Annotated in this window: 22 protein-coding genes; 8 read left to right on the top strand and 14 right to left on the bottom strand. The window is 57.9% G+C overall.

All coding sequences use genetic code 11. From position 1 onward, the window contains the following. Positions 1–7: 7 nt before the first annotated feature. Positions 8–1111, bottom strand: a complete 1104-nt coding sequence (gene phnW / locus KO1_RS06365; RefSeq protein ID WP_017145206.1) for a 2-aminoethylphosphonate--pyruvate transaminase — start codon at positions 1109–1111, stop codon at positions 8–10. Between the two features lie 140 nt (positions 1112–1251). Between phnW and phnR the strand changes: the two genes are divergently transcribed. From phnR to phnV, 5 genes are all read left to right on the top strand, one after another. Then, on the top strand, positions 1252–1971 hold the full coding sequence (gene phnR, locus KO1_RS06370; protein WP_004107085.1) for a phosphonate utilization transcriptional regulator PhnR: 720 nt from the start codon (positions 1252–1254) through the stop codon (positions 1969–1971). A 371-nt stretch (positions 1972–2342) separates the two neighbouring features. Then, complete coding sequence (phnS, locus tag KO1_RS06375; protein WP_004107080.1) at positions 2343–3356, top strand: 2-aminoethylphosphonate ABC transporter substrate-binding protein; 1014 nt, start codon at positions 2343–2345, stop codon at positions 3354–3356. 5 nt (positions 3357–3361) lie between these two features. Next, complete coding sequence (phnT, locus tag KO1_RS06380; protein ID WP_024274841.1) at positions 3362–4474, top strand: 2-aminoethylphosphonate ABC transport system ATP-binding subunit PhnT; 1113 nt, start codon at positions 3362–3364, stop codon at positions 4472–4474. Continuing rightward, on the top strand, positions 4474–5334 hold the full coding sequence (phnU, locus tag KO1_RS06385; protein WP_024274840.1) for a 2-aminoethylphosphonate ABC transporter permease subunit: 861 nt from the start codon (positions 4474–4476) through the stop codon (positions 5332–5334). The genes phnT and phnU overlap by 1 nt, the downstream gene beginning before the upstream one ends. Before the next feature lie 2 nt (positions 5335–5336). Continuing rightward, a complete protein-coding gene (gene phnV, locus KO1_RS06390; RefSeq protein WP_024274839.1) occupies positions 5337–6134 on the top strand; it encodes a 2-aminoethylphosphonate ABC transport system, membrane component PhnV in 798 nt (265 codons plus the stop codon). Positions 6135–6344: 210 nt separating this feature from the next. Here the strand turns inward: phnV and KO1_RS06395 are convergent, their stop codons facing one another. The 4 genes from KO1_RS06395 to KO1_RS06410 form a co-directional block, all read right to left on the bottom strand. Beyond that, positions 6345–7724 carry a carbohydrate porin gene (locus tag KO1_RS06395; RefSeq protein WP_004107068.1) on the bottom strand — a complete coding sequence of 460 codons (1380 nt, stop codon included), beginning with the start codon at positions 7722–7724 and terminating at the stop codon, positions 6345–6347. A 102-nt stretch (positions 7725–7826) separates the two neighbouring features. After that, positions 7827–8129, bottom strand: a complete 303-nt coding sequence (locus KO1_RS06400) for a PTS lactose/cellobiose transporter subunit IIA (RefSeq protein WP_024274838.1) — start codon at positions 8127–8129, stop codon at positions 7827–7829. A gap of 108 nt (positions 8130–8237) precedes the next feature. Then, entirely contained in the window at positions 8238–9563 is a 1326-nt protein-coding gene (locus KO1_RS06405; protein ID WP_004107062.1) for a PTS cellobiose transporter subunit IIC, read from the bottom strand. A gap of 11 nt (positions 9564–9574) precedes the next feature. Beyond that, positions 9575–9886, bottom strand: coding sequence for a PTS sugar transporter subunit IIB (locus tag KO1_RS06410; protein WP_004107048.1), 312 nt, complete (start codon positions 9884–9886; stop codon positions 9575–9577). Between the two features lie 294 nt (positions 9887–10180). On the opposite strand from KO1_RS06410, the gene KO1_RS06415 reads away from it, so the two are divergent. Next, positions 10181–11122: a LacI family DNA-binding transcriptional regulator gene (locus tag KO1_RS06415; protein ID WP_004107045.1), complete on the top strand. Its 942-nt coding sequence runs from the start codon at positions 10181–10183 to the stop codon at positions 11120–11122. A gap of 23 nt (positions 11123–11145) precedes the next feature. On the opposite strand, the gene KO1_RS06420 is transcribed toward KO1_RS06415, so the two are convergent. Next, a complete protein-coding gene (locus KO1_RS06420) occupies positions 11146–11442 on the bottom strand; it encodes a YicS family protein (protein ID WP_224227088.1) in 297 nt (98 codons plus the stop codon). A gap of 210 nt (positions 11443–11652) precedes the next feature. On the opposite strand from KO1_RS06420, the gene KO1_RS06425 reads away from it, so the two are divergent. Beyond that, positions 11653–12615 (top strand): Rpn family recombination-promoting nuclease/putative transposase, encoded by a 963-nt coding sequence (locus KO1_RS06425; RefSeq protein ID WP_024274836.1) that lies wholly within the window; start codon positions 11653–11655, stop codon positions 12613–12615. Between the two features lie 3 nt (positions 12616–12618). Here the strand turns inward: KO1_RS06425 and KO1_RS06430 are convergent, their stop codons facing one another. The 7 genes from KO1_RS06430 to KO1_RS06460 all read right to left on the bottom strand — a co-directional run bounded on the left by KO1_RS06430 (position 12619) and on the right by KO1_RS06460 (position 23118). Next, the gene (locus KO1_RS06430) at positions 12619–13521 is read right to left on the bottom strand and encodes a DMT family transporter (RefSeq protein ID WP_004107039.1); all 903 of its coding nucleotides are present in this window, start codon (positions 13519–13521) and stop codon (positions 12619–12621) included. 258 nt (positions 13522–13779) lie between these two features. Further along, positions 13780–15213: a PTS N-acetylmuramic acid transporter subunit IIBC gene (gene murP / locus KO1_RS06435; RefSeq protein WP_024274835.1), complete on the bottom strand. Its 1434-nt coding sequence runs from the start codon at positions 15211–15213 to the stop codon at positions 13780–13782. 24 nt (positions 15214–15237) lie between these two features. After that, entirely contained in the window at positions 15238–16140 is a 903-nt protein-coding gene (gene murQ, locus KO1_RS06440; RefSeq protein WP_004107035.1) for an N-acetylmuramic acid 6-phosphate etherase, read from the bottom strand. A 161-nt stretch (positions 16141–16301) separates the two neighbouring features. Continuing rightward, positions 16302–17468 (bottom strand): multidrug effflux MFS transporter, encoded by a 1167-nt coding sequence (locus tag KO1_RS06445; protein WP_004107034.1) that lies wholly within the window; start codon positions 17466–17468, stop codon positions 16302–16304. 50 nt (positions 17469–17518) lie between these two features. Then, positions 17519–18883, bottom strand: coding sequence for an efflux transporter outer membrane subunit (locus tag KO1_RS06450; RefSeq protein WP_004107033.1), 1365 nt, complete (start codon positions 18881–18883; stop codon positions 17519–17521). 3 nt (positions 18884–18886) lie between these two features. After that, positions 18887–21994 carry a multidrug efflux RND transporter permease subunit EefB gene (eefB, locus tag KO1_RS06455; RefSeq protein ID WP_004107030.1) on the bottom strand — a complete coding sequence of 1036 codons (3108 nt, stop codon included), beginning with the start codon at positions 21992–21994 and terminating at the stop codon, positions 18887–18889. Next, a complete protein-coding gene (locus tag KO1_RS06460) occupies positions 21994–23118 on the bottom strand; it encodes an efflux RND transporter periplasmic adaptor subunit (RefSeq protein ID WP_024274834.1) in 1125 nt (374 codons plus the stop codon). Before KO1_RS06460 ends, eefB begins: the two co-directional genes overlap by 1 nt. Before the next feature lie 452 nt (positions 23119–23570). Between KO1_RS06460 and KO1_RS06465 the strand changes: the two genes are divergently transcribed. Further along, the gene (locus KO1_RS06465; RefSeq protein WP_004107025.1) at positions 23571–23987 is read left to right on the top strand and encodes a GNAT family N-acetyltransferase; all 417 of its coding nucleotides are present in this window, start codon (positions 23571–23573) and stop codon (positions 23985–23987) included. 179 nt (positions 23988–24166) lie between these two features. On the opposite strand, the gene KO1_RS06470 is transcribed toward KO1_RS06465, so the two are convergent. After that, on the bottom strand, positions 24167–24814 hold the full coding sequence (locus tag KO1_RS06470; RefSeq protein ID WP_024274833.1) for a TetR/AcrR family transcriptional regulator: 648 nt from the start codon (positions 24812–24814) through the stop codon (positions 24167–24169). Positions 24815–24851 lie beyond the last annotated feature (37 nt).

Raw genomic sequence — 24851 nt, forward strand, 5'->3', positions numbered from 1 at the left:
TGGTTCCTTAGCGTTGCCAGTACATGGCGTTTTTAATGGCCGCCAGCAGGGCGGTGATGTCGGCGTCGTACACTTCGCCAATGTTGCCGATACGGAAGCAGTCGCTTTGCGACACCTTGCCCGGGTAGATCACGAAACCCTGCTCTTTAAGCCGCTGATAGAAATCCTTAAAGCGATACTGCGGCGCATCCGGAGAGTAAAACGCGGTGATGATCGGCGAGTGCAGGCTATCGTTGAGCAGCGGCTGAAAGCCTAATGCGCGCATTCCGGCCACCAGACGCTGCTGGTTAGCGCAGTATCGCTGGTGACGCGCGCTCACGCCGCCTTCCTCCGCCAGTTCTTTTAACGCCTGGGCAAAGGCCAGCACGGTATGGGTCGGTGAAGTAAAGCGCCACTTGCCGTGGTTATCCTCCATGCAGCGCCACTGGGCGTAGAGATCCAGCGACAGCGAGCGCGAGCGGCCCTGGCAGTTTGCCAGTTCCGCTTCCCGGGCAATGACGAAGGCGAAGCCCGGCACCCCCTGTATGCATTTGTTGGCGGAGCTGATCAGATAGTCAATGTTCAGCGCGGCGACGTCCATGGGAATGCCGCCGAAGCTGCTCATGGCATCGACGATGTAGCGTTTGTCGTACCGTTTTGCCAGCGCCGCCACCGCTTCGATCGGGTTGAGCATACCGGTTGTCGTTTCGCAATGGACCATAGCGATATGGGTGATCGCCGGGTCGGTTTGCAGGATCCGTTCGATCGCTGCAGCGTCCGGTCGCGCGACTTCACCGCAGTCGTAAGGGTGGTGCGCAATGTTCAACAGTTTCGCCATCTCGATTATGCGCGCGCCGTAGGCGCCATTGCTGATAATCAAAATCTTGTCCTGCACGCCGATCGCGCTGCCGAGCACTGCCTCAACCGCGTAGCTACCGCTGCCTTGCAGCAGTACTGAAGTGTAGCCGTCGGCGGGCGTCGCCAGTTCCACCAGCCGTTGGCGGATGGCCTGAACCACGCCGAGATTGTAGTCATCGTCCCAGGTACAGCTGTCGAACAGCATCGCCTCTTTTACCGTACGGGAAGTGGTCAGTGGGCCGGGGGTCAGCAGCAGATAATTGCGTGAATTCATCTATTTCACCATTTGGTCTATACCAGATACTTTTTATAATGGCGATCGTCTGCGGAAAAGGTCAAAGGGAAAGTGGCGCTGCAACAAAAAATTCATCTGGTTATGTATAATGAGCGCATCAAATTTGGCAGCGAGCGAACATGAAATCACCCTCTGGCGAGACGCCACAGTATCTGCTGATCAAGGCGCAGCTACAGGCGCGTATTCAAAACGGCGCGTTGAAGAGCGGCGATAAACTGCCTTCCGAGCGCGAGCTGTGCGCGCTGTTCAATACCACGCGTATTACGGTGCGCGAGAGCCTGGCGCAGCTTGAGGCCAGCGGCGTGATTTATCGCGCCGACCGCCGCGGCTGGTTTGTCACGCCGGAGCGGCTTTGGCTGGATCCGACGCAAAATACTAACTTCCATAAGCTGTGCCTGGAGCAGGGGCGGGAGCCGAAAACGGTGCTGCTGGACGGGCGTTTAACCGCCGTTCCGCTGGACGTTATGGCGCCACTGGCGCTGCAGCCATTCGATCAGGTTTACCTGCTCACCCGTCTGCGTTATGCCGACGGGCGGGCGATTTGCTACTGTGAAAACCACTGTCTGCCCGCCAGGGTTCCCGAGCTGCTGCGCCACGATTTAAACGGCAGCCTGACCGAGATTTATCAGACCCGCTATGACCTGATATATACCAGTATGCATCTGTCGTTCTGGCCCACCTCGATGCCGCCCCAGGCCGCCGAGGCTCTGGGGGTGATGGAAGGGCGTCCGGCGCTGCTGCTGCGCCGGCTCAACTACGATCAACACGGGCGAATTCTCGATTACGATATCGAGTACTGGCGTCACGACAGCCTGCGCATCGAAGTCGATACCCATTGATTTTATGGGTCCTGTCCGAGCATTTTCCCCGGGTTGCGGCTGGCGCCTTACCCGGGCTACGGGTTCACCGCCGTCTGCGGACGGGTGGCCCGGACAGGCGCGTCAAGCGCCGCCTCCGGGATAGGACTCGGTATTGAATGTTTCAGAGCCGAGCGTCCCGGTGGCGCTGCGCTGACCGGGCTACGGGTTCACCGCCGTCTGCGGACGGGTAGCCCGGACAGGCGCGTCAAGCGCCGCCTCCGGGAGCGGTATATCTCCCTCCGTTTAATCCTTTTGCCACACTTCATTCATCGTTTTGTCATAAAGCCCCGGTAGCGTGAACGTCAATCTGGTATAGACCATAAAGATCACCATCCGAAGAGGCTGATACGATGAAACTCTCCCGACTTGCTCTGTTAACCGTTACCGTACTCGCCAGCGCCCCGGTGTGGTCCGCTGACGTTGTCACCGTTTATTCCGCCGACGGCCTGCACGACGGCGACAACAGCTGGTATCAGAACCAGTTTGCCGCTTTTACAAAGGCAACGGGCATAAAAGTGCAGTACGTTGAAGGCGGCTCTGGAGCGATTGTCGAACGGCTGGCAAAAGAGCGCACCAATCCGCAGGCGGACGTGCTGGTGACGGTGCCGCCGTTTATCCAGCGCGCCGCCAAAGAACAATTACTGGCCGAATTTAAGCCGCAGGGCAGCGACCAGATCCCCGGCGTCCACGACCGCTACTCGCCGCTGGTGAACAACTATCTGACCTTTATCTATAACAGCAGGCTGCTGAAAACCGCGCCGGCCAGCTGGCAGGATCTGCTCGATAGCCGTTTCAGGAACAAGCTGCAGTACTCGACGCCGGGACAGGCGGGCGACGGTACGGCGGTCATGCTGCAGGCGTTCCACAGCCTGGGCAGCAAAGATGCGGGGTTCGATTATCTGGGTAAACTCCAGACCAACAACGTCGGACCATCGGCTTCTACCGGTAAGCTGACCGCGCTGGTCAATAAAGGTGAGCTGTACGTCGCTAACGGCGATCTGCAAATGAACCTGTCGCAGATGGCGCGTAATCCGCATGTGCAAATCTTCTGGCCCGCAGACGCTAAAGGCGAACGCAGCGCGCTGGCGCTGCCCTATACCATTGGTCTGGTGCAAAACGGCCCGAACGGTGAAAACGGTAAAAAGCTGATTAACTTCCTGCTCGATAAGCCCGCTCAGGCCAGCGTTAGCGCGCTCTCCTGGGGGCTGCCGGCGCGCAGCGACGTGACGCCGGAAGACGCTAACTTTAAAGCGGCGAAAGCGGCGCTTAACGGCGTGAAAAGCTGGGAACCCAACTGGGACGAGGTTGCGGCTTCACTGTCGGCGGATATTGCCCGCTGGCATCAAGTCACCGACAGCGAGTAAGCGTGATGTTAATGAAAACAACCGTCGCTCATCCCCCGTCGTCGACGGGAACGTCCGGGATCACTCTCGACTCGCTGCGCGTTTCTTATCACGGCAACGTGGTGCTGAAGCCGCTGACCTTAACTATTGAACCGGGTGAAGTGCTGGCGCTGATCGGTCCATCCGGATCCGGAAAAACCACGGTGCTGCGGGCGATAGCCGGATTTGTACAGCCGGCGGGCGGGCGGATTTTGCTGGGCGATACGGATGTCACCCACCTGCCGCCGTATCAACGCGGCCTTGGCATGGTGGTGCAAAACTACGCCCTGTTTCCGCATATGAAGGTAGAAGATAACGTCGCCTTCGGCCTGCGGGCGCAGAAGCAGCCGAAAACGGAGATAGCTGCACGCGTCAAAGACGCCCTGAAAATCGTCGGCATGGCGGATTACGCCAGCCGCTATCCGCACCAGCTATCCGGCGGCCAGCAGCAGCGCGTCGCGATTGCCCGCGCCATCGCCGTACGTCCGCGGGTCTTGCTGCTTGATGAGCCGCTCTCGGCGCTGGATGCGCAAATCCGTCACAACATGGTGGAGGAAATTGCCCGCCTGCATCGCGAACTGCCGGAACTCACAATTCTCTACGTTACCCACGATCAGACCGAAGCCCTGACCCTGGCGGACAAGATTGGCATCATGAAAGACGGCTCGCTCATTGCCCATGGCGAAACCCATCAGCTTTACCACTATCCGCCTAATCGTTTCACCGCCGAGTTTCTCGGACGCGCCAATATCCTGCAGGCGACGGCGCTGAAAGATACCGCAGGGCCTGGCCTGGTCAGCGTCAGCTGCGGCGGTGGATTGATTACCGCTTTCAGCCGCGGCGGTCAGCACGGCAATAATAAGCTGCTGTGTATTCGTCCGCAGCATATGAGCCTCGCGCCGCGAACGGCCACCAGCAACCGGCTTAACGCTACCCTGCAGTCGGTGCACTGGCAGGGCGATTTGACCCACCTGCTATGCGAAGTGGCCGGGGAGGCGGTGCGCATTGTGATGACCCACGTGGATCCGCTGCCGCGGGCCGGCGACAGGCTGGCGCTCTATTTTGAACCCAACGATGCGGTCCTGATTGAGGTGTCATAATGTCGCAGATCCTAACGCTCCCGCGTCGCTCTGTTCAGCTGCGGCCCTTACTGTGGCTTCTGCCGCCGCTGATGGTGCTGGCGACCCTGTTTTTCTACCCGCTGCTGCTGATCGGCGAACAGGCGCTACGTGATGCCAGCGGTCACCTGAGCCTTGAAACCTTCTGGCAGGTCGTGGGATCCCGGCGCTTTATCAACGCGTTGCTCAATACGATGCAAATCGCGGTCTTCGCCACCCTGGGCTGCCTGCTGCTCGGCAGCGTCCTGGCGCTGATTCTGGTGTTTATTCCCTTTCCCGGCAGCCAGTTGATCAGCCGGGTGATTGATACCTTTATTGCCCTGCCGACCTTTCTCATTACCCTGGCGTTTACTTTTATCTACGGCTCTGCGGGTTTGCTGAACGGCGCGCTAATGTCGCTATTGTCTTTCGAACTGCCGCCGATCGATTTTCTTTATTCCATTCAGGGCGTGATTCTGGCGGAAATCACCGTTTTCACGCCTCTGGTGATGCGTCCGCTGATGGCCGGGTTGCGGCAGATTGATAAAAGCCAGCTAGAGGCGGCGAGTATTCTCGGCGCGCATCCGCTGCGGGTTATCGGCCAGGTGATTTTCCCGGCGGCGCTGCCGGCGCTGATGGCGGGCGGTAGCCTGTGCCTGCTGCTGACGACTAACGAGTTCGGCATCGTACTGTTTATCGGCGCCAAAGGCGTGAATACGCTGCCGATGATGGTGTACAGCAAGGCTATTCTCGAATCGGATTACAGCCAGGCCTGCATGATTGCCCTGATAAATATTCTGCTGTCGCTGGGACTGTTTATAATCTATCGCCTGGCCGCCGCGCGTACCGGCGTGAGGAGCTAACGATGTTGATTTGGTCGCGTAAAGGCCGCGCGGCGGCGGGCGCGCTGGCGGCAACGCTGTTTGCCGGATTCTTCTTCCTGCCGCTGGCGGTGATTCTGATGTCCAGCCTGAGCCAGCAGTGGAACGGCCTGCTGCCGTCCGGTTTTACCCTTGGGCACTTTGTGAACGCCTTTCGCGGGGCTGCGTGGGATGCGCTCTTTTCCAGCCTGATGGTTGGATTTTGCGCCAGCCTGTTCGCTCTGCTGTGCGGCACGTGGGCTGCGCTGGCTCTGCGCCAGCACGGTGCGAAGCTGCAAAAATATCTTGGGCTGGCGTTCTATTTACCGAGCGCCATTCCTTCGGTATCGGTGGGTTTAGGCATTCTGGTGGCTTTCAGCCAGGGGCCGCTACAAATGAACGGTACTTTCTGGATCGTGCTGGCGGCGCACTTCGTGCTGATTTCTGCGTTTACCTTCAGCAACGTCTCCACCGGTCTGACGCGGATTTCCGCCGATATTGAAAGCGTCGCCTCCAGCCTCGGGGCATCGCCGTGGTATTGCTTGCGCCTTGTCACGCTGCCGCTCATGGCTCCGTGGATGATCTCCGCGCTGGCGCTGAGCCTGTCGCTGTCGATGGGAGAGCTGGGCGCGACGGTGATGATCTATCCGCCGGGCTGGACGACGCTGCCGGTGACGATTTTCAGCCTCACCGATCGCGGCAATATTGCCGATGGTTCGGCGCTGACCATCGTGCTGGTGGGCATCACGCTGCTGCTGATGATTAAGCTTGAGCGCATTGCCCGCCGGATGAGCCAGAGGTAATCATCACATCGGGCGACGGATTCACCGTTGCTCGGTAGGGAAGCCCGGGTAAGGCGTTACGCCGCCACCCGGGGAATACGCCGGGATAAATATATCGATACGGCTTCTTCCCGGCTCGCGCTGCGCTTAGCCGGGCTACAGGTTCACCGTTGTCTGCGGTACGGTAGCCCGGATAAGGCGACAGCCGCCATCCGGGACGGCTTCACAAGCTTAGAACCACGCTTCAAACATGCCGCCAACGTTCAGCGAATCCAGCTGTTCGTCTTTGGTGCCGTTGACCTTTGCGGTGCGCTTGTTATCTACCTGACCGCCGGTTACGTAGAAGCGCAGCATCGGGCGGAACTCCGGCCCCATACCGATGGCGATATTCTGCGACAGCGTCAGCTTCCAGCCGTGGTTATCGCCGCCCTGGTCGTAATCGACGCGCTGATAGCCCGCTTCCAGCCAGGTGGAGTGGACATCGTTCCAGAAGTACATTGGACGGACAATGGCACCGTAGTTTTTACGATTGTCGGTATTGTCTGTACCGTTGTCATAGTCGTGGAAGGCCAGCAGATATTCGATCTGCGCCTGCTGGGTGAATTTATGCAGCCCTTCAAAGCTGGCATAGATAGCGGTGAGATCGTCGGTCTTGTTATAGACGCTGTTATCCGAGTTGTCGGAGTAGCGCAGAATCACTTTATTGACGCCGCTGTCGTTGGTGTGGCTCAGCACCAGCCCGCCCTGCCAGGCTTCGAGACGCTCGTCGCTGTCTACCGCTTTCGAATCGAAACCGTAGTTGGCGTAAACCTCAACGTCGATCGGCCCGGCTTTAAGATTGTGGGTTTTAGTGGTCAGCGCATAGTGGCCATCATCGCCGGTTCCGGAGCCGCCGGTACAGGTGATGCGCGACGGGTTCGCTTCGTCGGCCATCACTTCCGGGCTACAGGATTCCACCTGCGACACCGCCGCCACGTCAAACTGTACGCCGCCGATGTCAAAGTTTTTCACCCCGGCGCCCTGGCCGTCGTGGTTCATCCAGAAGTAGTCGTTAATCCCCTGTTGCGGGCGCTGATGGAAGTCGCGGCCGGCCCAGATATAGGCGTTGGGGTTAGACTCCAGCACGTTGGTAACGCCGACGTAGGCTTTTTTCAGGTTAACTTCGTCGCTCCAGTGGTCAAACATGACGTTGATATCCCAGATCGCGCCTTTACTGCTCTTAAAGGCTTTGGTTATCTGAAATTCGCCGCCGTTGCCTTCGTTGCCTAAACGACCGATCGCGGAGGCGCCGTTATAGGAACCATCCACGCCGACAAACTTCTGATCGCCGGTCTGGAACTGCGCGCCGTAGCGGGCGTAGCCGCTGAACTTCAGGCCGAAGGGGATCGCCATATCCGGCGTGGCTGCGGTGGTCTGCGGGTTGGTAATGACGTCCACTTTTTTATCGGCGGCGGCATCGATTTTCGCCTGGCGTTCGGCCAGGGCTTTATCGACGGCTTTGGCGACAATGGCGTCGATCTGTTCCTGAGTAAACTCTTGTGCAAATACGGAAACTGGGCACAGCGCGGCGACGACCGCCATGGTTAATGGCAGTATTTTTACAGTTTTCATCATTATCTCGCTTTTAGTAATTTATATATTTAGATAATAGCTATCCCGCCAGGATAAGCTGGTTTATTTATTCCGGGTACAGTTGCTAAATATTGATATAAATTAACGCTGGTATAAATGAATAAGCTCTTCTGAAAATTCACGCGCGAGCAGGGAATTCATCAGATGGTCCTGAGCATGCACCATAATGAGGGTCATCGGCTGGCGCGCTTGGCCCGCATCCTGCTCGATAAGCTGGGTTTGCATCTGGTGTGCCCGACGGGCGTAGCCATCGGCTTCATTCAGCAGCAAGCGCGCTTCATCTATATTACCGCTACGGGCACAATGCAGCGCTTCAAAACATAATGAGCGTGACTGTCCCGCATTAACGATAATTTCCATTACCGCATCTTCTAGTTCAATCATAATAGTTCCTGAGGTCATTAACCTTATTATTTAAATAATGCAGTGAAAGTCCCTTTTCCGCATTATTTATGCCGTCATGATAAATATGCTATTAAATATATGAGTTAATTATTGGCTGACCGTTTCGGCAACCGGCACCGCAGCTTTGGCTTTTTCGACTTCAGTTTTCATTAATGAGCGTTCATAGGCGCGGAGGAATGGCAGATAAATTACCGCTGACATCACCATGCAAATTAAGCACATCACCACCGGGCTTAGCGTCCAGTTTGCAGCCCAGGATGCACCGATAGGGGCCGGGGTCGTCCACGGCGTCAGCGAAACGACCTGGCTGAGCCAGCCGAGGCGCGTCGCACCGTAAGCCAGAACGGCGTTAATCATCGGGACAAAGACGAACGGGATAAACATCATCGGGTTCATGATTATCGGCGCACCGAACAGAATCGGTTCATTGATATTAAAGAAGCTCGGAACGATACCCATTTTGCCAATGGTGCGCAGGTGAGCTACGCGGCTACGCAGCAGCAGGAAGGCCAGCGGAAGCGTGGAGCCGACGCCGCCAATCAGCAGATAGTGGTCCCAGAAACCCTGCAGATAGACATGGGGCAGAGCCGCGCCGGCCGCCAGCGCTGCCTGGTTCGCCGACAGGTTGGCCATCCAGAAGGGGTTCATAATGCCGGTCACGATCAGCGAGCCGTGGATCCCGGCGAACCAGAAAATCTGACACATCAGCACCGACAGCAGTATCGCCGGCAGAGAGTCAGAGGCGGAAACCAGCGGCTCCAGCAGGTGCATAATCGCCTGCGGCAGAATCATACCGGTCTGCGCTTCGATAAACAGATTCAGCGGATGCAGTGTCGCGATCACCACCAGCACCGGGATAAGGATTTCGAACGAGCGCGCGACGCCGGTCGGCACCTCTTTCGGCAGACGAATCGTAATGTTGTTCTGCTTCAGCCAGGCGTAAACGCGGGTAGAGTAGATAGCGGTGATCAAAGCGGTGAAAATACCCTGACCAGAGAGATACTGGGTGGAGATTTTGCCGTCGGCATACGGCGCGGCAACCAGTAAGAAAGCCATAAACGCCAGCAGACCGGACATCACCGGATCGAGCTGGAACTGGCGTCCCAGGCTGGCGCCGATTCCCACCGAAATAAAGAACGTCATCACGCCCATGCTGAGGTTAAACGGCAGCATCAGCTGTTCGCGATACTGCTGGGAGAAGTCCAGCCAGCCGCGGGCGAAACCGTTAGTGGTATCCGGCGAAAAAGGCGGAAAGATAAATACCAGCATGAATGAGCCGATGATCATAAACGGCAATGCGGCAGTGAAACCATCGCGAATCGCGATAACGTATTTCTGCTGCCCAAGGCGTCCTGCCAGCGGGGTAATTGATTGCTCGATCACGGCAATCATGGACTGATACAGAGAACTCATTTGTACACCTCTTAATGCGCTTCGATCAGCGACAGGGCATAATCCAGAACGTTGTCTCCCCGCTGCATCCCGTAATCCATGGTGTTAATTGGCTGGACCGGAATATTCAGGGGCGCGGCTTTCTCAGATAAGGTTTTCAACATGTACTTCACCTGGGGCCCAAGAAGCACCACCTGGTACTGCGGAAACTGCATATCAAATTCGGAAACTCCATAGGCATCAATCTGCACCGGCAGGGCGCGTTCCTTCGCGGCATCGACCATCTTTCTGACCAACAGACTGGTGGACATCCCGGCAGAGCAGCACAGCATAATCTTGTACATCGACGATCATCCTCAAAATGTAAAAAGTTATTGCGTGGATGATTTGATATCAGACGGAAACCGGTTTCCATTTATAAAAAACAGAACTGTGATAACCGTCAAGATCCATCAGTCAAAGGGTGTGTTAATTAGATTTGGCTCACAGATTTTCGTGATTTTTGCTACGTTTTTCCGCGAAACGGAAAATCGGTTTCCAAATAAAAAAGGAAACGGATATACTGCCGCTGGTTATTATTGAAGCGATTCAGGTTTATGGATTTACAGGGATCGGATTAGCCCTGTCAGGGGAAAATAATGTCTACTATCAACGATGTATCACGATTAGCTGGGGTATCTAAAGCCACAGTCTCTCGGGTGTTGAGCGGTTCGCGCGGCGTAAAGGAAGCCAGCCGGCAGGCGGTATTACAGGCGGCGGAAGAACTCAACTACCGGCCGAACATGATAGCGCAATCTTTGCTGAGTCAGACCACCGGCTGCATCGGCGTGATCTGCGCCCAGGACAACATCAATCAAACCACCAGCTATCTCTATGCGCTGGAAAAGCAGCTCAGCCAGCACCAGAAGCATCTGCTGCTGCGTTTTGCCAACAGCCGCGGTAGGGTGCTGCACTCTCTGGAAGAGTTAACCTGCGGTTTATGCGACAACGTGCTGATTATCGGCGCCCGGTTTCCGCTCAATATCGACCGTCCTGACGTGGTGCTGATCGACTGTCTGGAAAGCGAAGGGGCGAACAGTATTCATTTTGACCACGCATTCGCGGCGGAAACGGCCTGTAACTATCTGATAAGCCAGGGGCGCAGGCAGATTGCGCTTATCCACCCGCAGGGCAGCGGCTTTGCAGACCAGGTCCTGCTGGGCTATAAGCACGCGCTGGAAAAGAATTTTCTGCCGTTTAATCGCAACCTGGTTTTTCTCGACAGTCCTTCGCCATCCGTAGCGGTGCAGGAGCTGGTGAATAACGCAACAACCTTGAACTTCAATGCGTTATTGGTTGCCAACGAGCAGCAGGCGCAGCTGGTGGTGCCGCAGCTCCAGGCATTTAACCGCGCGGTGCCGGAAAAAGTCATGGTATTCAGCCTGGCGGGCTCGTTACAACTGCCCGGTATTCCGACCATCCCGGCGATTGAATATTCCATGGACGCGATGGCCAGCCGGATAGTCAACTGGCTGACCGAGAAGACGCAAATGCTCGGCAGTAGCCCGCTGCGCGGGGATTTGATCATCCCGAACCGCTGATGGCGTCCAACCCGCCGCCGGAATCAGGGCGTTGGGCACTGAATGCCGCTAATGGCCTTCTGATAAGCGGCGCTGTTGTTTTTATCCAGCGCCCGCGTCGCGCTTTGTATGGCGGTCTTATTTTCCGCTGATTCCAGCACGCGGTTAGCAAACTGCGTATCATCCAGCGCGCTGCTGGCAGGGCAGTTTTTCCTCACATCCTTCACGATCTGCTGCTTCTGCTGTTCAAACTTCAGGCCGGAGAGCGGCGCGGCTGCGGCCAGATGGGGTAGCATCAGGCTGGCTGCCAGCGAAAGCGCAATACTCATTCTCTTCATCATGGATATCCTTATTTTTATTAAAGGGTTTTTCTAACTATAGACACATTCCCGAAATAACCATTTTGCGTGCCGGTTTCCGCAAAAATGCATCCGTTTCAGCCGCTGAAATTTATCTTCCGTACCGGCAAGCAAAGCCGTTGATGCGCAGATGCCCCCCTTTCTTTTGATGGATATATTTCTGCCATTGCGTTTCAGGGATGGCGGAGCATGATGAAAAAAGGAACCTCCTCGACGCCGCACGACGCGGTTTTTAAGCAGTTTTTATCGCATCCCGAGTGCGCCAGGGATTTTATCGACATTCATCTTCCCGCGTCGCTGCGCCAGCTATGCGATCTGCAAACGCTCAGGCTGGAGTCAGGCAGCTTTATTGAAGCGAATTTACGCGCCAGCTACTCCGACGTGCTGTGGTCGCTAAAAACCAGCGACGGTGATGGCTATATCTACGTGGTGATTGAACACCAGAGCACGCCGGATGCGCATATGGCATTCAGGCTGATGCGCTACGCGCTGGCGGCGATGCAGCGTCATCTGGATGCCGGGCATAAAACGCTGCCGCTGGTGGTGCCGATGCTGTTTTATCACGGCGCGAAAAGCCCTTATCCCTTCTCGCTTTGCTGGCTGGATGAGTTTACCGATACGCAGACAGCGCGACGACTTTATGCCGCCGCTTTCCCACTGGTGGATATTACGGTGGTGCCGGATGACGACATTATGCAGCACCGGCGTGTAGCGTTGCTGGAGCTGATTCAAAAGCATATTCGCCAGCGCGATTTACTTGGCCTGGTGGAGCGATTAGCAGAGCTGTTGGTTAAAGGTTGCGCTAATGACAGCCAGTTGAAAGCGCTGTTTAATTACATGCTGCAGTGTGGTGATGCGCCTCATTTTGGTGAATTTCTTCACGAGGTCGAGCGGCGCGTTCCTCAACATAAGGAGGTACTCATGACGATTGCGGAAAGGCTACGGCAGGAAGGGAGACAAGAAGGCAAGTTGGAGGGCAAGTTAGAGGGCAAGTTAGAAGGTAAACAAGAGGGTAGACAAGAAGAAGCGTTGCGTATTGCTCGTTCATGTCTGGAACAGGGATTTGAGCGCGAGCTGGTGCAGGTGGTTTGTGAGCTGTCGGATGACGATCTGAAGATGCTGCAAACTCAGGTCGCAGCATCTCCGGCCAGATAATTGTCAGCCTGTTTTCACCCGCCGCCGCGAATCCATGGCGATCAGCACCACCGACGAGAGAATCAGCAGCGTGCCCAGCCAGTCCGGCAGGCTAAAGGTAATGCCGAGCAGCAGCAGCGAGAGCAGGGCGCTACTCAGCGGCTCCGCGCAGCTGAGGATCCCCGCCTTCGCGCCGCCAATCTTCTGCGCGCCGTTCAGGTAGAGGCTGAACGTCAGCGAGGTGCCGATAACCACCAGGTAGAAAAAGGCCAGCAGCAGGCCGCCGGTCACCACAAAATGGTTGCCCTGTCCGGCGTAGAATGGCAGCAGCATGGCGCCGCCGAGCAGCATGCTCCAGCCGACAATCGGCAGGGTGCCGTAGCGGGCAATCAGCGTCGATGGATATGTCGTGTAGAACGCGGCGGCAAATGCCGAAGCAATCCCCCAGAACAGCGCTGCGGGAGAAATCGACAGCGTTGTCGGATTGCCGTGGGTCACCAGCAGAAATGTGCCCGCCAGCGAGGTACCGATGGCCGCCAGCACCAGCGGACTGGGGCGCGTTTTGCGGGCGATGGCAAACCACGCAACGATAATCGTCGGTGACAGGAACTGCAGCACCGTCGCGGTGGCGGCGTTTGATTTCTCGATGGTCATCAGAAAGGTGTACTGCACGGTGAGCGCCCCGAACAGCGAAAAAATCAGCAAACTGATAGCGTCCTGGCGATTTTGCAGGACGCGGAAAATTTTATCGCCGTGAACGAACGAGAGCATCAGAAGAATCAGACCGGCGAACAGCAGGCGCGTCATGGTCAGAAACGGCGATGACATCTGACTTTGCTGCATAATATATTGCGCGCAGACGCCGGAACTGCCCCACAGCACGGCGGCGATCAGTACGTTCAGCATCCCTTTTTTGCTGGAGCCCATCTTTCCCTCAGGTGAAAATAGTGCGAAAGCAGTATCATAGCATGAGCACGCGCGGGAAGCGGGGCAGGAAATGGTAGCCGGATCCTTTATCAGATGGCCAGCAAAGCGTACCCCGGCCGACGTCGCCCGGCGGCTGGCGCCTGACCGGGCCGACAGAAACGCGACGCCACGTGCAAAAAATATTCAACATGGGGCGTCAGTGCCTCCCGCCACGCGGCGGATAAACTCACGTTCACCGCCGTGCGCCAGACGCGCCTCTTAGCTTAAATCAACGTTTTTACTGCCGAACAGCCAGGTGAGGGCAAATCCGCAGAGATAAGAGACCGCCAGCCCGGCGGCATACACCGCCATTCCGGCGTAGATCCCGCTGCCGGAGGTCATCAGCGGCAGCGCCACCAGCCCCGACGGGCCAAACACCGTATTCAGGCCAACCGGCAGCCCCATCCAGGCGATGAGACCGAGAAAGAAACCGCCGCAGGCGCCGCCGAGACAGGCGGTGATAAACGGCTTCATACGCGGCAGCGTGACGCCGTAAATCAGCGGTTCGCCGATACCGAGGAAGCCGGGGATAATTGCCCCTTTAATCTGCGTGCGCAGCAGAGAACCGTGCTTCGCCCGCCAGAAAAGCGCCAGCGCCGCGCCAACCTGTCCGGCCCCGGCCATGGCCAGTATCGGAAACAGCGAGTTAAACCCCTGCGCATCCACCAGCGCGAAATAGACCGGCACGAAGCCCTGATGGACGCCGAACATCACCGCCAGCAGGAACAGGCCGGCCAACACCGCAGATCCGAACGGGTTACCGTTAAGGTGCAAAAACAGCCATGACATCCCGGTAAACAGCCAGCCGCCGATCGGCATAATAACGGTAAACGTTATCGCGCCCATGATCAGCAGCGTCACCGCCGAGGTGAGGATCATATCGAGGTTGGCAGGCATGATGCGTCGCACCTGCTTCTCCACCCACGCGCCGATAATCGAGGCGATCAGTACGCCGATAATATTGCCGCGCGGGTCAATACCGTGGCCGAGGAAGGTCGAAATTCCGGAATAGAAGCCGCTGGTGGCTTCCGGATTATAGCCGAGGACAAACAGCGCAGCGATGATCGCTCCGTTGACTCCGGAGCCGCCGAAGGCTTTCTGGGCGTTATAGCCGATCAGGATGCTCAGAAAGGTAAACATCCCCTTGCTGAACACCTTCATGTAGCCGATCAGCGCCAGCAGCGTCGCATTCGGATGCGCGTTTTCAAGGACGAATATCTGCTCCGCCAAAGTGGCGAACCCCAGCAGCAGGCCGACGGCGATAAAACCGGGAATGAGCGGGGTGAAAATAGTAGCGAATTTCGCGAGGAATTTTTGAATGCCGCTGGTTTGCTTGCTCTTCAGCGCCTGTTTCTTTTCGGCGGCGACGTCGGCCAGCGATGGCGCCTCCGCCGGCGCGTCTTCCAGTAACGCGTTCATCATTTCCGCCGCGCTTTGCGCCTTGCCGGGCCCAAGGACGACCTGGAACTGTGCATCGCTAACGATCACTCCCATCACGCCGTCAATCTGACGGATGGCGGCGCTGTCGGCCCGTGATTCATCGCGTAGGGTCAGGCGCAGCCGGGTCATACAGTTGCCCGCCTGCGCGACGTTCCCGGCTCCGCCCACGTGCTGCAGGATCCGCGCTATCATCTCTTTATTTATTTTCGCCATTGCAGATTCCCCGTGAGTCAGCGGTCAGGAGTGGCTCAGCGCCTTGCGGATATAGCCGTTATTTTTTGCCAGCAGCGCCTGAGCCTCCGCGGCGCTTAAATCAGCCAGCACCATCACAATCGCCGTTTTGCAGTGGCGATCGCAGGCTTCCAGCGCGCTCTGGGCGGTTGCGCGATCGCATTCGGTCGCTTCCATGACGATGGACACCTGGCGCTCGATAAGCTTGGCGTTGGTCGCTTCAACGTCCACCATCAGATTGCTGTAAACCTTGCCGATGCGAATCATCGCCCCGGTTGAAATCATATTCAGCACCAGCTTCTGCGCGGTACCCGCCTTCAGGCGCGTTGAGCCGGTCACCACTTCCGGACCCACGACCGGCGTAATGGCGACGTCCGCCAGCCGGGCCATTTCGCCGTGCGGGTTACAGCTGACGATGGCGACAAAAGCGCTCTGGCTATGGGCATACTCCATCGCGCCGATGACGTACGGCGTGCGTCCGCTGGCGGCCAGGCCGACCAGTACATCGCGGCTGCTAAAGTTCAGGTTCTGCAAATCCATCGCCCCTTGGGCTTTGTTGTCTTCGACGTTTTCCACGGCGCTCAGGATCGCTTTATGACCCCCCGCGATAATGCCCACCACCTGCTCCGGGCGGGTACCGAAGGTCGGCGGGCACTCGCTGGCATCAAGGATCCCCAGGCGACCGGAAGTACCCGCGCCAATGTAAATCAGGCGCCCTCCCGCCTGCAGCGCCGCCGCGACGTTATCCACGACCTGGGCAATTTGCGGCAGATAGGGGGTAATGGCGTGGGCCACCTTCCGATCTTCCTGGTTAATCACCGTCAGCATCTCTTCAGTGGAAAGGGTATCAATGTTGACGCTATTGGCGTTGCGGCGCTCGGTCAGCAGTTTGCTCAGGTCGATACTCATAGGAACCTCTTTATTCACAGTGGCGGGCAGTATAAGGAATTAATTATTCCTTTCCTGTGAAGGTTATCACGATTGGTGTTGAAGGAATAATAGGTGATTTCAGCACTGGCGGGAAAGATGGCGGTAATAAAACTGGAATTTTTTATTACCGCCGGAGAAGATTATACCGTGGGCCGCGGCTTTTTCAGGCCAATCAGCAGCGCGGCCAGATAGCAAAGGCTCATCGCGAAACTCATTTTGAGCATCGTTTCGCCGCCGAGCCCGGCCAGCGGCGCGGCAATACCGCCGAACACAAACATCAGCGTGCCCATCAGGGCTGACGCGGTGCCGGATTGACGGGCATTAATGGCATTCATCGCTTCCGCACCGGCGACGGTGCTGATACCGCTCATCATAGAAACGGTAAAAAACAGGCCGACCAGCGCCAGCGTCGGCAGCGGTAGCCAGGCGAAGAGCAGGGTGATGGCGGCAAACGTTACTGCCAGCAGCTGGCCGCCGCGCAGCAGGGCTTCGGCGCTGAAGCGGCGTGCCAGGCGGGAAAAGATCAGCGCCGCGATAATCAGCCCGATGCCGTTAAGGCCGAACAGCAGGCTGAACTGCATCGCGCTCATGGCATATTCGCTCTGGATAACGAACGAAGATGAGCCGATATACGAAAATAGCCCGGCCATCATAAAGGCCTGAATCAGGCAGTAGCGCATAAAGCGGCGGTTTTTCAGTACCGGCGCCTCATCCTGCTGCTGCGTAACCGAGGCGGCGCTTTTAACCGGCAGCGTTTCGTGCAGCACCGTCAGGCTGAGCAGCAGCAAAATAATGCCGATCGCCGCCATCGCCCAGAACAGAATACGCCAGTCGAAGGCGGTGATGATCCAGCCGCCGAGTACCGGTGAAAGCACCGGCGCAATGCCGTTAACGGTCATCAGCAGGGCGAAAAACTGGGTCAGCAGAGTGCCCTGATACTTGTCGCGTGCGATGGAGCGCGACAACACCGAGCCGCCCGCGCCGGCGAAGCCCTGCAGAAAGCGCCAGGCGATCAGCATATGGATATCGTAGGTTATCGCGCACATCGCCGAGGAGAAGATAAACAGCAGCAGGGAGAGCGCCAGCGGCTTTTTACGGCCAATGCGATCGCTCAGCGGGCCGAAAAACAGCTGCCCAAGGCCGAGACCAATCAGCGCCGCCGTGAGCGACAGCTGGGTCTGCGTGCCGGTGGCGCTGAGCTGCTGGGTGATTTCCGGCAGCGCGGGCAGATAGAAGTCGGTACACAGCGGCCCAATGGCGCTAAGCAAACCGAGAACCACGACCCAGGAGAGGGAAATTCGGGACATATCAACGGGCTCCTTGTCATCAAACCGGGCGTTGCCGCCCGGCAAAAGTGTTAGCTGGCGCCGCCTCCCAGCGACTGCCAGAGGGTGATGCGGTTTTCCAGATCGGTCTGCTGGAGGGAGATCAGCGTGGCCTGCGCCGACCACAGCGTTCGCTGGGCGGTCAGCACCGACAGATAATCTCCGACCCCGGCCTGATAGCTCTTCATCGCAATATTCAGCGATTTCTGCTCCGCCGCGACGTATTTATTCTGCGCGTCCAGCTGTTCGCTGAGCGTTTCCCGGCGCGCCAGCGCGTCGGCGACATCCTTAAAGGCGCTCTGAATGGTCTTCTCATAGGTGGCGATCAGACCCTTTTTCTCCGCTTCAGCGTAGCGCAGCTGCGCCAGGTTGCTGCCGCCGGTAAACAGCGGCAGGCTGATGGACGGCGCGAATGACCACACCTGCATACCGTGGCTGAACAGCGACGAGAGCGAGTCGCTGCCGACCCCGGCGCTGGCGGTCAACGAGATGGACGGGAAGAAGTTGGCCCGCGCCGCGCCGATATCGGCGTTAGCGCTCTTCAGATTATGCTCCGCTTCCTGGATATCCGGGCGGCGCAGCAGTACCGATGAAGAGACGCCCGCCGGCACCAGGGTGATACTACGATCGCCAAGGCTTTCAAGGGTGCCGGGCAGCAGGCTATCCGGCACGGTTTCTCCGGCCAGCAGGTTGAGCGCGTTTTTATCCTGCGCCACCAGCGTGCGGTAGCTGGCGACGCTGGCGCGCGCCTGCTGATAAACGCTTTCCGCATCGCTCAGGTCGCCAGCTGAGGCGGTGCCGACTTCCATCTGGCGGGTGACGATGTTGCGCGAGTTCTCCGCGCTGGCCATGGTTTCCTGCGCCAGCGCCAGATTGCTGTTGTCCGCGGCGAGGGTTATCCACGCGGTGGTCAGATCGGCAATCATCGTCAGACGCGTATTCTGAGCGGTGAATTCGCTGGCAAGCCAGGTTTCCCGCGCCGCGCGCGTCAGGCTTTGGTTCTTACCAAACAGATCCAGCTCGAAGCTGGAAACCGCGCCGTCGGCTTCCGCTGACGAGGTGAGACCGCTGGCCACCGTTTTACTGCGGGTATGGCTCAGCTCGGCGTCGAGGGTCGGAAACAGCGAGGCGCGGGTTTCACCAAACTGGGCGCGCGCGGCTTCGATGTCGGCCAGCGCTTTCTGCACGTCGCGGTTGCTGGTTAACGCGATGTTCACCACTTTTTTGAGGCGGGCGTCATTCACTACCTGCTGCCAGTCGCTGACCACCGCGGTTGCCTCGCCGTGGCTGCCCGGCAGGGTCGCTGGCACAGGCGCGGCCGGGCGCTCATAGTTCGGATCGAGAGAGACGCAGCCCGCCGTCAGGAGCGCAACAAAGACTAAGGTAAAACGAAACATAACTTACTCCTGAGAAGAACGATGGCGGGTGAAGAAGCGTTTCACCAGCACAAAGAACAGCGGCACGAAGAACACCGCCAGCAGCGTCGCGGTCAGGGTTCCGCCGATAATCCCGGTACCGATCGCCACGCGGCTGTTGGCCCCGGCTCCGGTGGCGATCGCCAGCGGCAGCACCCCGGCAATAAACGCCAGCGAGGTCATCACAATAGGTCGTAGGCGGGTCTGCGCGGCGCGCATGGCGGCACGCGACAGGGAATAGCCCTCTTCCACCGCCGATTCGGCGAATTCGACGATCAGGATGGCGTTCTTCGACGACAGGCCGATAGTGGTTAACAGCGCCACCTGGAAGTAAACGTCATTGTTCAGACCGCGCATCCATGCCGCCAGCGCCGCGCCGAGCAGCCCAAGCGGGATCACCATGATCACCGAGAACGGTACCGACCAGCTCTCATACAGCGCCGCGAGGCACAGGAAGACCACCAGAATCGAGATGGCGTAGAGGCTCATCGCCTGGCCGCTGGCGAGTTTTTCCTGCAGCGACATGCCGCTCCATGCCCAGGTGGTACCGGCCGGCAGGTCATTGGCCAGGGCTTCCATCTTGTCCATTGCCGCGCCGGAGCTGAAGCCGCTGGCGTTTTCGCCCTGGATTTCAAAGGCGGCGGAGCCGTTGTAGCGCACCAGGCTCTCCGGGCCGTATTGCCAGCGGGTGGTGGCGAAGGCGGAGAACGGCGTCATGCTGTCATCGCTGCCGCGTACGAACCATTTACCGAGGTCGGACGGCACGGCGCGGGCGTCGCTTTCGCCCTGGATATAGACCTTCTTCACGCGACCGCGATCGATAAAGTCGTTAACGTAGGTTCCCCCCCAGGCGCTGGAGAGGGTATCGGTAACATCGCTTAATGACAGCCCGAGCGAGACGGCTTTATTGTTATCGATATCGACCTGCAGCTGCGGCATTTGCGGCAAATCGTTGGCGCGTACCGACTGCAGCTCGGAACTTTGATTCGCCGCGGCCAGCAGCTGGCTGCGCATTTTCATCAGACTGTCGCGATCGGTGCCGCCGCTGGCCATCAGTTCGAAGGTGAAACCGTTACTCTGCCCCAGGCCATCTACCGACGGCGGGGTCATGGCGAACAGGGTGGCGTCGCGAATGCTGCCGAGCTCTTTGGTGGCGCGCAGGGCGATGGCCTGAGCGGTATTTTCTTCGCCTTTACGTTCGGACCAGTTTTTCAGCGACACGAAGGCCATCCCGGCGTTTTGTCCGCTGCCGCTAAAGCTAAAACCGTCAACGGTAAAGATCACGTCGGTATTGGCTTTCTCTTTCGTCAGGAACCAGTCGGTGACCTGGCGGCGAACCTCGGCGGTGCGTACCGCCGTTGCTCCGGCAGGCAGCGTGTACTGGACCATGATTTCGCCCTGATCCTCCGTCGGCAGGAAGCTGCCCGGCAATTTCCACATCGCCAGCGCCATGCCGCCGCAAATCAGGACAAAAGCGCCCATCATCATCGCCGAGCGACGCAGGCCGCCGACAACACGATGCTGATAGCCCTGCTCGGTGCGTCCCCACAGGCGGTTAAAGGCGCCGAAGAAGCCTTTGGTATGCGGTTTCGAATGGCTCAGCAGCGCGCCGCACAGCGCCGGGGTTAAGGTTAAGGCGACCACTACCGAGAGCATCATCGCCGAGATAATGGTCACTGAAAACTGGCGATAAATCACCCCGGTTGAGCCGCCGAAGAAGGCCATCGGCAGAAATACCGCCGAGAGCACCAGGGCAATGGCGATCAGCGCGCCGGAGATTTCACCCATCGATTTTTCGGTGGCTTCGCGGGCGGGCAGCCCCTCGTCGCGCATGATACGCTCGACGTTTTCCACCACCACGATGGCGTCATCCACCAGCAAGCCTATCGCCAGCACCATCGCAAATAGCGTCAGGGTGTTGATCGAGTAGCCGAACAGCGCCAGCACGCCGAAGGTGCCCAGCAGTACGACCGGAACCGCCACCGCCGGGATCAGCGTGGCGCGGAAGTTTTGCAGGAACAGATACATCACGCAGACCACGAGGATTATCGCCTCGAATAGCGTCTGAATCACATCCTCCACCGAGATTTTGATGAACTCGGTGCTGTCTTTCGGGTAAGCGATATCGTAGCCCTGCGGCATCTGGCGCTGGAACTCGGCAATCTTGTTTTTTACCAGCGTCGCGGTATTCAGGGCGTTAGCGCCCGGCGCCATCATTACCGCGATCCCCGCAGCCGGATGGCCGTTAAGATTGGCGGAAGCGGTGTAATCTTCGCTGCCCATTTCAACGCGGGCGACGTCGCTCAGGCGCACCACCGAACCGTCGCTCTTGCTCTTGACGATAATCTCTTTGAACTGGGCGACGGTTTGCAGCCGCGACTGAGCGCGTACCGTGGCGGTCAGCTGCTGCGCGTTGGAGGCGGGTAGCGCGCCGATTTTACCGGCGGACACCTGTACGTTCTGCGCCTCTATAGCCGATTGCACATCGGATGGCATCAGCGAATAGGAGGCCAGTTTGGTCGGGTCCATCCAGATGCGCATGGCGTATTCGGCGCCGAACACCTGCAGACTGCCGACGCCTTCTATACGCGCCATCGGATCCTGCATGTTGCTGACCAGCCAGTCGGAGATATCGGAGCTGGTGGCTTTGTTGTTTTTGTCATACACCGCGAGGATCAGCAGGAAGCTGCTCTGCGATTTCTCCACCGTTACGCCAGACTGCTGAACTTCGCTCGGCAGACGGGATTCCGCCTGCTGCACTTTGTTCTGCACTTGAACCTGGGCGGTATCCGGATCGGTACCCTGCTCGAACGTGACGGTAATGCTGACCGAGCCGTCGGAGCTGCTGGTGGATGTAAAGTAGAGCAGGTTATCCAGTCCGGTGAGCTGCTGCTCAATCACCTGGGTGACGCTGTTTTCCAGGGTTTCCGCAGAGGCCCCGGTGTAGGTGGCGGAGATTTTTATCGCCGGCGGCGCGACGTCAGGATACTGGGCGACAGGCAAGGTGCGGATAGCCAGAATCCCGGCGAGCATAATCAGAATGGCGATAACCCAGGCGAAGACCGGGCGTCGCACAAAGAAACGGGAGAACATCAGGCGTTGCCTCCGTCATTTTTGACTTCGGCGGCTTTGACCTGCTGGCCCGGCGCCACTTTGCCGGTCCCTTCGACAATCAGCCGGTCGCCGCTCTTCAGACCGTTAACGATCAGCCATTTGTCGCCGTAGGTTTCGCCGGTTTCCACGCTGCGCTGTTCAACCTTGTTATTAGCATCAACCACCAGCGCGGTGGCATCGCCTTTGGCATCGCGGGTAATGCCCTGCTGCGGGGCGAGGATCGCATCGTTCATAATGCCTTCGTCTATGCGGGCGCGAACGAACATACCGGGCAGTAGCACATGCTGCGGATTGGGGAAGACCGCGCGCAGCGTGACCGATCCGGTCGATTCATCTACCGCCACTTCGGTCAGCGCCAGGCGGCCTTTTTCGCTGTAGGTGCTGCCATCTTCAAGGGTCAGGGTCACGTTGAGCGTATTGCTGTTGCTCGCCAGGCTTTGCTTACGCAGGCGCAGCAGATCGACGCTGGATCGGGTGAGATCGACGTACATCGTATCCAGGCCGCGGATCGTCGCCAGCGCGGTGTCCTGATCGGCGGATACCAGCGCCCCCGGCGTGACGGATGAGATCCCGATGCGCCCGGCAATCGGCGCGGTCACGGTGGTCCAGTTCAGGTTGATACGCGCGCTTTCCAGCGCCGCTTTTTTCGACTCGACGCTGGCTTTATCCTGATTACAGGTCGCTATTGCGTCATCGGCGTCCTGACGGGAGACGCCGTTATCTTTGACCAGCACCGCATAGCGCTGGGCTTTTTGACAGTCGGCGGTCACCAGCGCCTGGGCCTGTTTCAGCGATGCGGCGGCTTCGTTAAACGTTGCTCGATAGCTTGACGGGTCGATTTGGTACAGCGCCTGTCCGGCTTTGACCATATCGCCTTCGGTAAACAGGCGTTTTTGCACGATCCCGCCCACCTGCGGGCGAACTTCAGCGCTAAGCGAGGCGGTGGTGCGTCCGGTCAGGCTGCTTACCACCGGGACAGGTTGCCCCTGCAGAGTGACGACGCCGACTTCCGGCGTCATCTGCTGCGGGGAGGAGGTTTGCGCATTATCGCACCCGCTAAGGAGAAATAATGCTGCTGCGATGGGGGCTATAGTGTATTTCATTATATTTTCTCAGGATGAACGACGTCCGCCCCGCAAATTCACTGGCGGGGTGATGGGCCGGGCGATGATGCATCTCCGGGCAAGCACAAATAACAAAGTGGGAAATAAATATTCCTGTTTGCAGTAAATAACTCGGTGAATACCGCTATTGATTGCGCGGTTTTTCCGAGATTTTCCTGTGCGGCGAATACGGCATCAGACGGCGGTTACAGGCTCTGAACCGAGTAGTCATGCCTGCTACAGGCTATTTATCACGGGTTTCTCCATGGTTTAAGATGATGAGAATGATCGTTCTCATTTTTTCCATTATACGTCTGAACCGAATGATGGGAAGATTTTTTACACAAAATTTAGTGCAGGGAATTTAGTCAGGAAATAATGGAGAAAAAAAGGATATTTTGTGAAAGTAGGGTGGTGAATGGTCTGTGAAAAATAAAAAATGGAGATAATCAATGGCATTAATAATAACAGAGAACATTAATCCTACCGATCAAGAAGAGCTGCTGGCGGGCCTGCGGGAATACAATTTGCGCTTTCTCGACCCGGCTCAGTTCGGCGAGCTGGGCGTTTATTCACGCGATGAAGCTGGCGCGATGCGCGGCGGGTTGATTGCCAAACGCAAAGGCAGCTGGCTGTGCATTGAGTATTTGTGGGTCAGCGAAGCTTCGCGCGGCAGCGGCCTGGGCAGCGAGCTGATGTATGAAGCGGAATCTCAGGCGCGGTCGCGTGGCTGCAGCCATATGCTGGTGGATACGTTCAGCTTTCAGGCGCTGCCGTTTTATCAGAAGCTGGGCTATCAGCTGCAGATGTCGCTGCCGGATTTTCCGCACGCGGGTATGCAGCGCCATTATTTATCGAAAGTCTTGTAAATCTGGCTTCAGGAGACCATCCCGGAGGCGGCGCTGTGCGCCTGTCCGGGCTACCCAATTGCAGGCGGCTGTGAATCGGGTTAAATCCCCCGGATGGCGGCTGCGCCTTATCCGCGCTACTCAACCGCAGACGGTTATAAACCTGTAGCCCGGCTAAGCGCAGCGCGAGCCGGGGGGAATTAGCCGCCGATGCCATTGCCTGTTAACGCCAGGGCATGGCTGACAATCATCTCCCGGTCTACCGATTTTAACCGCGGATCGGTGTGGGTGCGGGAGAACGGCACCAGCACCAGGCTTATCAGGGTGGTAAACAGCAGCTCCGGGGAGAGCGCCGGATTAAGCTTGCCCTCCCGCTGCCAGCGGCGCACCGTCTCCAGCATCTTATGATACTTCTCATCGCCAAAACGCGCGTGCATATGCTGGCGCAGCACCGGCATCTCGCCGATGATCTCCTGCATCCACAGCGGCGCGAACCACGCGTTTTTCTCCGCCATGCTCGCCAGGGTTTTAATGAGCAACGTAAAGGCGGTGACCGGGTCGTCGCCGTGCGCGACAAAAATCTGTCCGATCTCGCTGCGTAGCGGCATAAAGCGCTCTTCAACCAGCTTTTCCACCAGCGCTTCACGCGAGCTGAAGTAGTAGTGCAGCATCGCGGGCGTCACCCCCGCCTCTTTAGCAATGGCGTTCAGCGAAATGCGGGCGATCCCGTGGCGCGCAAACAGCGCCAGGGCAATATCCATCAGCTGTTCGCGGTTGGCGGAGCCGGATTTTTGCCCGCGCGGACGACCGGGACGACGCGGCGCTTCGTTGTCTTTTTGTGCTGACATCTTGTGGCGATCCCTTGACCAGATTCATCATTTCCCT

It is taken from the genome of Klebsiella oxytoca NBRC 105695 (assembly GCF_001598695.1).
Lineage (GTDB): Bacteria > Pseudomonadota > Gammaproteobacteria > Enterobacterales > Enterobacteriaceae > Klebsiella > Klebsiella oxytoca.

Excerpts from the sequence above, each read along its gene's own strand:
- phnW (WP_017145206.1), bottom strand. The coding sequence starts at position 1,111 with ATGAATTCACGCAATTATCTGCTGCTGACCCCCGGCCCACTGACCACT.
- phnR (WP_004107085.1), top strand. The coding sequence starts at position 1,252 with ATGAAATCACCCTCTGGCGAGACGCCACAGTATCTGCTGATCAAGGCG.
- phnS (WP_004107080.1), top strand. The coding sequence starts at position 2,343 with ATGAAACTCTCCCGACTTGCTCTGTTAACCGTTACCGTACTCGCCAGC.
- phnT (WP_024274841.1), top strand. The coding sequence starts at position 3,362 with ATGTTAATGAAAACAACCGTCGCTCATCCCCCGTCGTCGACGGGAACG.
- phnU (WP_024274840.1), top strand. The coding sequence starts at position 4,474 with ATGTCGCAGATCCTAACGCTCCCGCGTCGCTCTGTTCAGCTGCGGCCC.
- phnV (WP_024274839.1), top strand. The coding sequence starts at position 5,337 with ATGTTGATTTGGTCGCGTAAAGGCCGCGCGGCGGCGGGCGCGCTGGCG.
- KO1_RS06395 (WP_004107068.1), bottom strand. The coding sequence starts at position 7,724 with ATGAAAACTGTAAAAATACTGCCATTAACCATGGCGGTCGTCGCCGCG.
- KO1_RS06400 (WP_024274838.1), bottom strand. The coding sequence starts at position 8,129 with ATGATTGAACTAGAAGATGCGGTAATGGAAATTATCGTTAATGCGGGA.
- KO1_RS06405 (WP_004107062.1), bottom strand. The coding sequence starts at position 9,563 with ATGAGTTCTCTGTATCAGTCCATGATTGCCGTGATCGAGCAATCAATT.
- KO1_RS06410 (WP_004107048.1), bottom strand. The coding sequence starts at position 9,886 with ATGTACAAGATTATGCTGTGCTGCTCTGCCGGGATGTCCACCAGTCTG.
- KO1_RS06415 (WP_004107045.1), top strand. The coding sequence starts at position 10,181 with ATGTCTACTATCAACGATGTATCACGATTAGCTGGGGTATCTAAAGCC.
- KO1_RS06420 (WP_224227088.1), bottom strand. The coding sequence starts at position 11,442 with ATGATGAAGAGAATGAGTATTGCGCTTTCGCTGGCAGCCAGCCTGATG.
- KO1_RS06425 (WP_024274836.1), top strand. The coding sequence starts at position 11,653 with ATGAAAAAAGGAACCTCCTCGACGCCGCACGACGCGGTTTTTAAGCAG.
- KO1_RS06430 (WP_004107039.1), bottom strand. The coding sequence starts at position 13,521 with ATGGGCTCCAGCAAAAAAGGGATGCTGAACGTACTGATCGCCGCCGTG.
- murP (WP_024274835.1), bottom strand. The coding sequence starts at position 15,213 with ATGGCGAAAATAAATAAAGAGATGATAGCGCGGATCCTGCAGCACGTG.
- murQ (WP_004107035.1), bottom strand. The coding sequence starts at position 16,140 with ATGAGTATCGACCTGAGCAAACTGCTGACCGAGCGCCGCAACGCCAAT.
- KO1_RS06445 (WP_004107034.1), bottom strand. The coding sequence starts at position 17,468 with ATGTCCCGAATTTCCCTCTCCTGGGTCGTGGTTCTCGGTTTGCTTAGC.
- KO1_RS06450 (WP_004107033.1), bottom strand. The coding sequence starts at position 18,883 with ATGTTTCGTTTTACCTTAGTCTTTGTTGCGCTCCTGACGGCGGGCTGC.
- eefB (WP_004107030.1), bottom strand. The coding sequence starts at position 21,994 with ATGTTCTCCCGTTTCTTTGTGCGACGCCCGGTCTTCGCCTGGGTTATC.
- KO1_RS06460 (WP_024274834.1), bottom strand. The coding sequence starts at position 23,118 with ATGAAATACACTATAGCCCCCATCGCAGCAGCATTATTTCTCCTTAGC.
- KO1_RS06465 (WP_004107025.1), top strand. The coding sequence starts at position 23,571 with ATGGCATTAATAATAACAGAGAACATTAATCCTACCGATCAAGAAGAG.
- KO1_RS06470 (WP_024274833.1), bottom strand. The coding sequence starts at position 24,814 with ATGTCAGCACAAAAAGACAACGAAGCGCCGCGTCGTCCCGGTCGTCCG.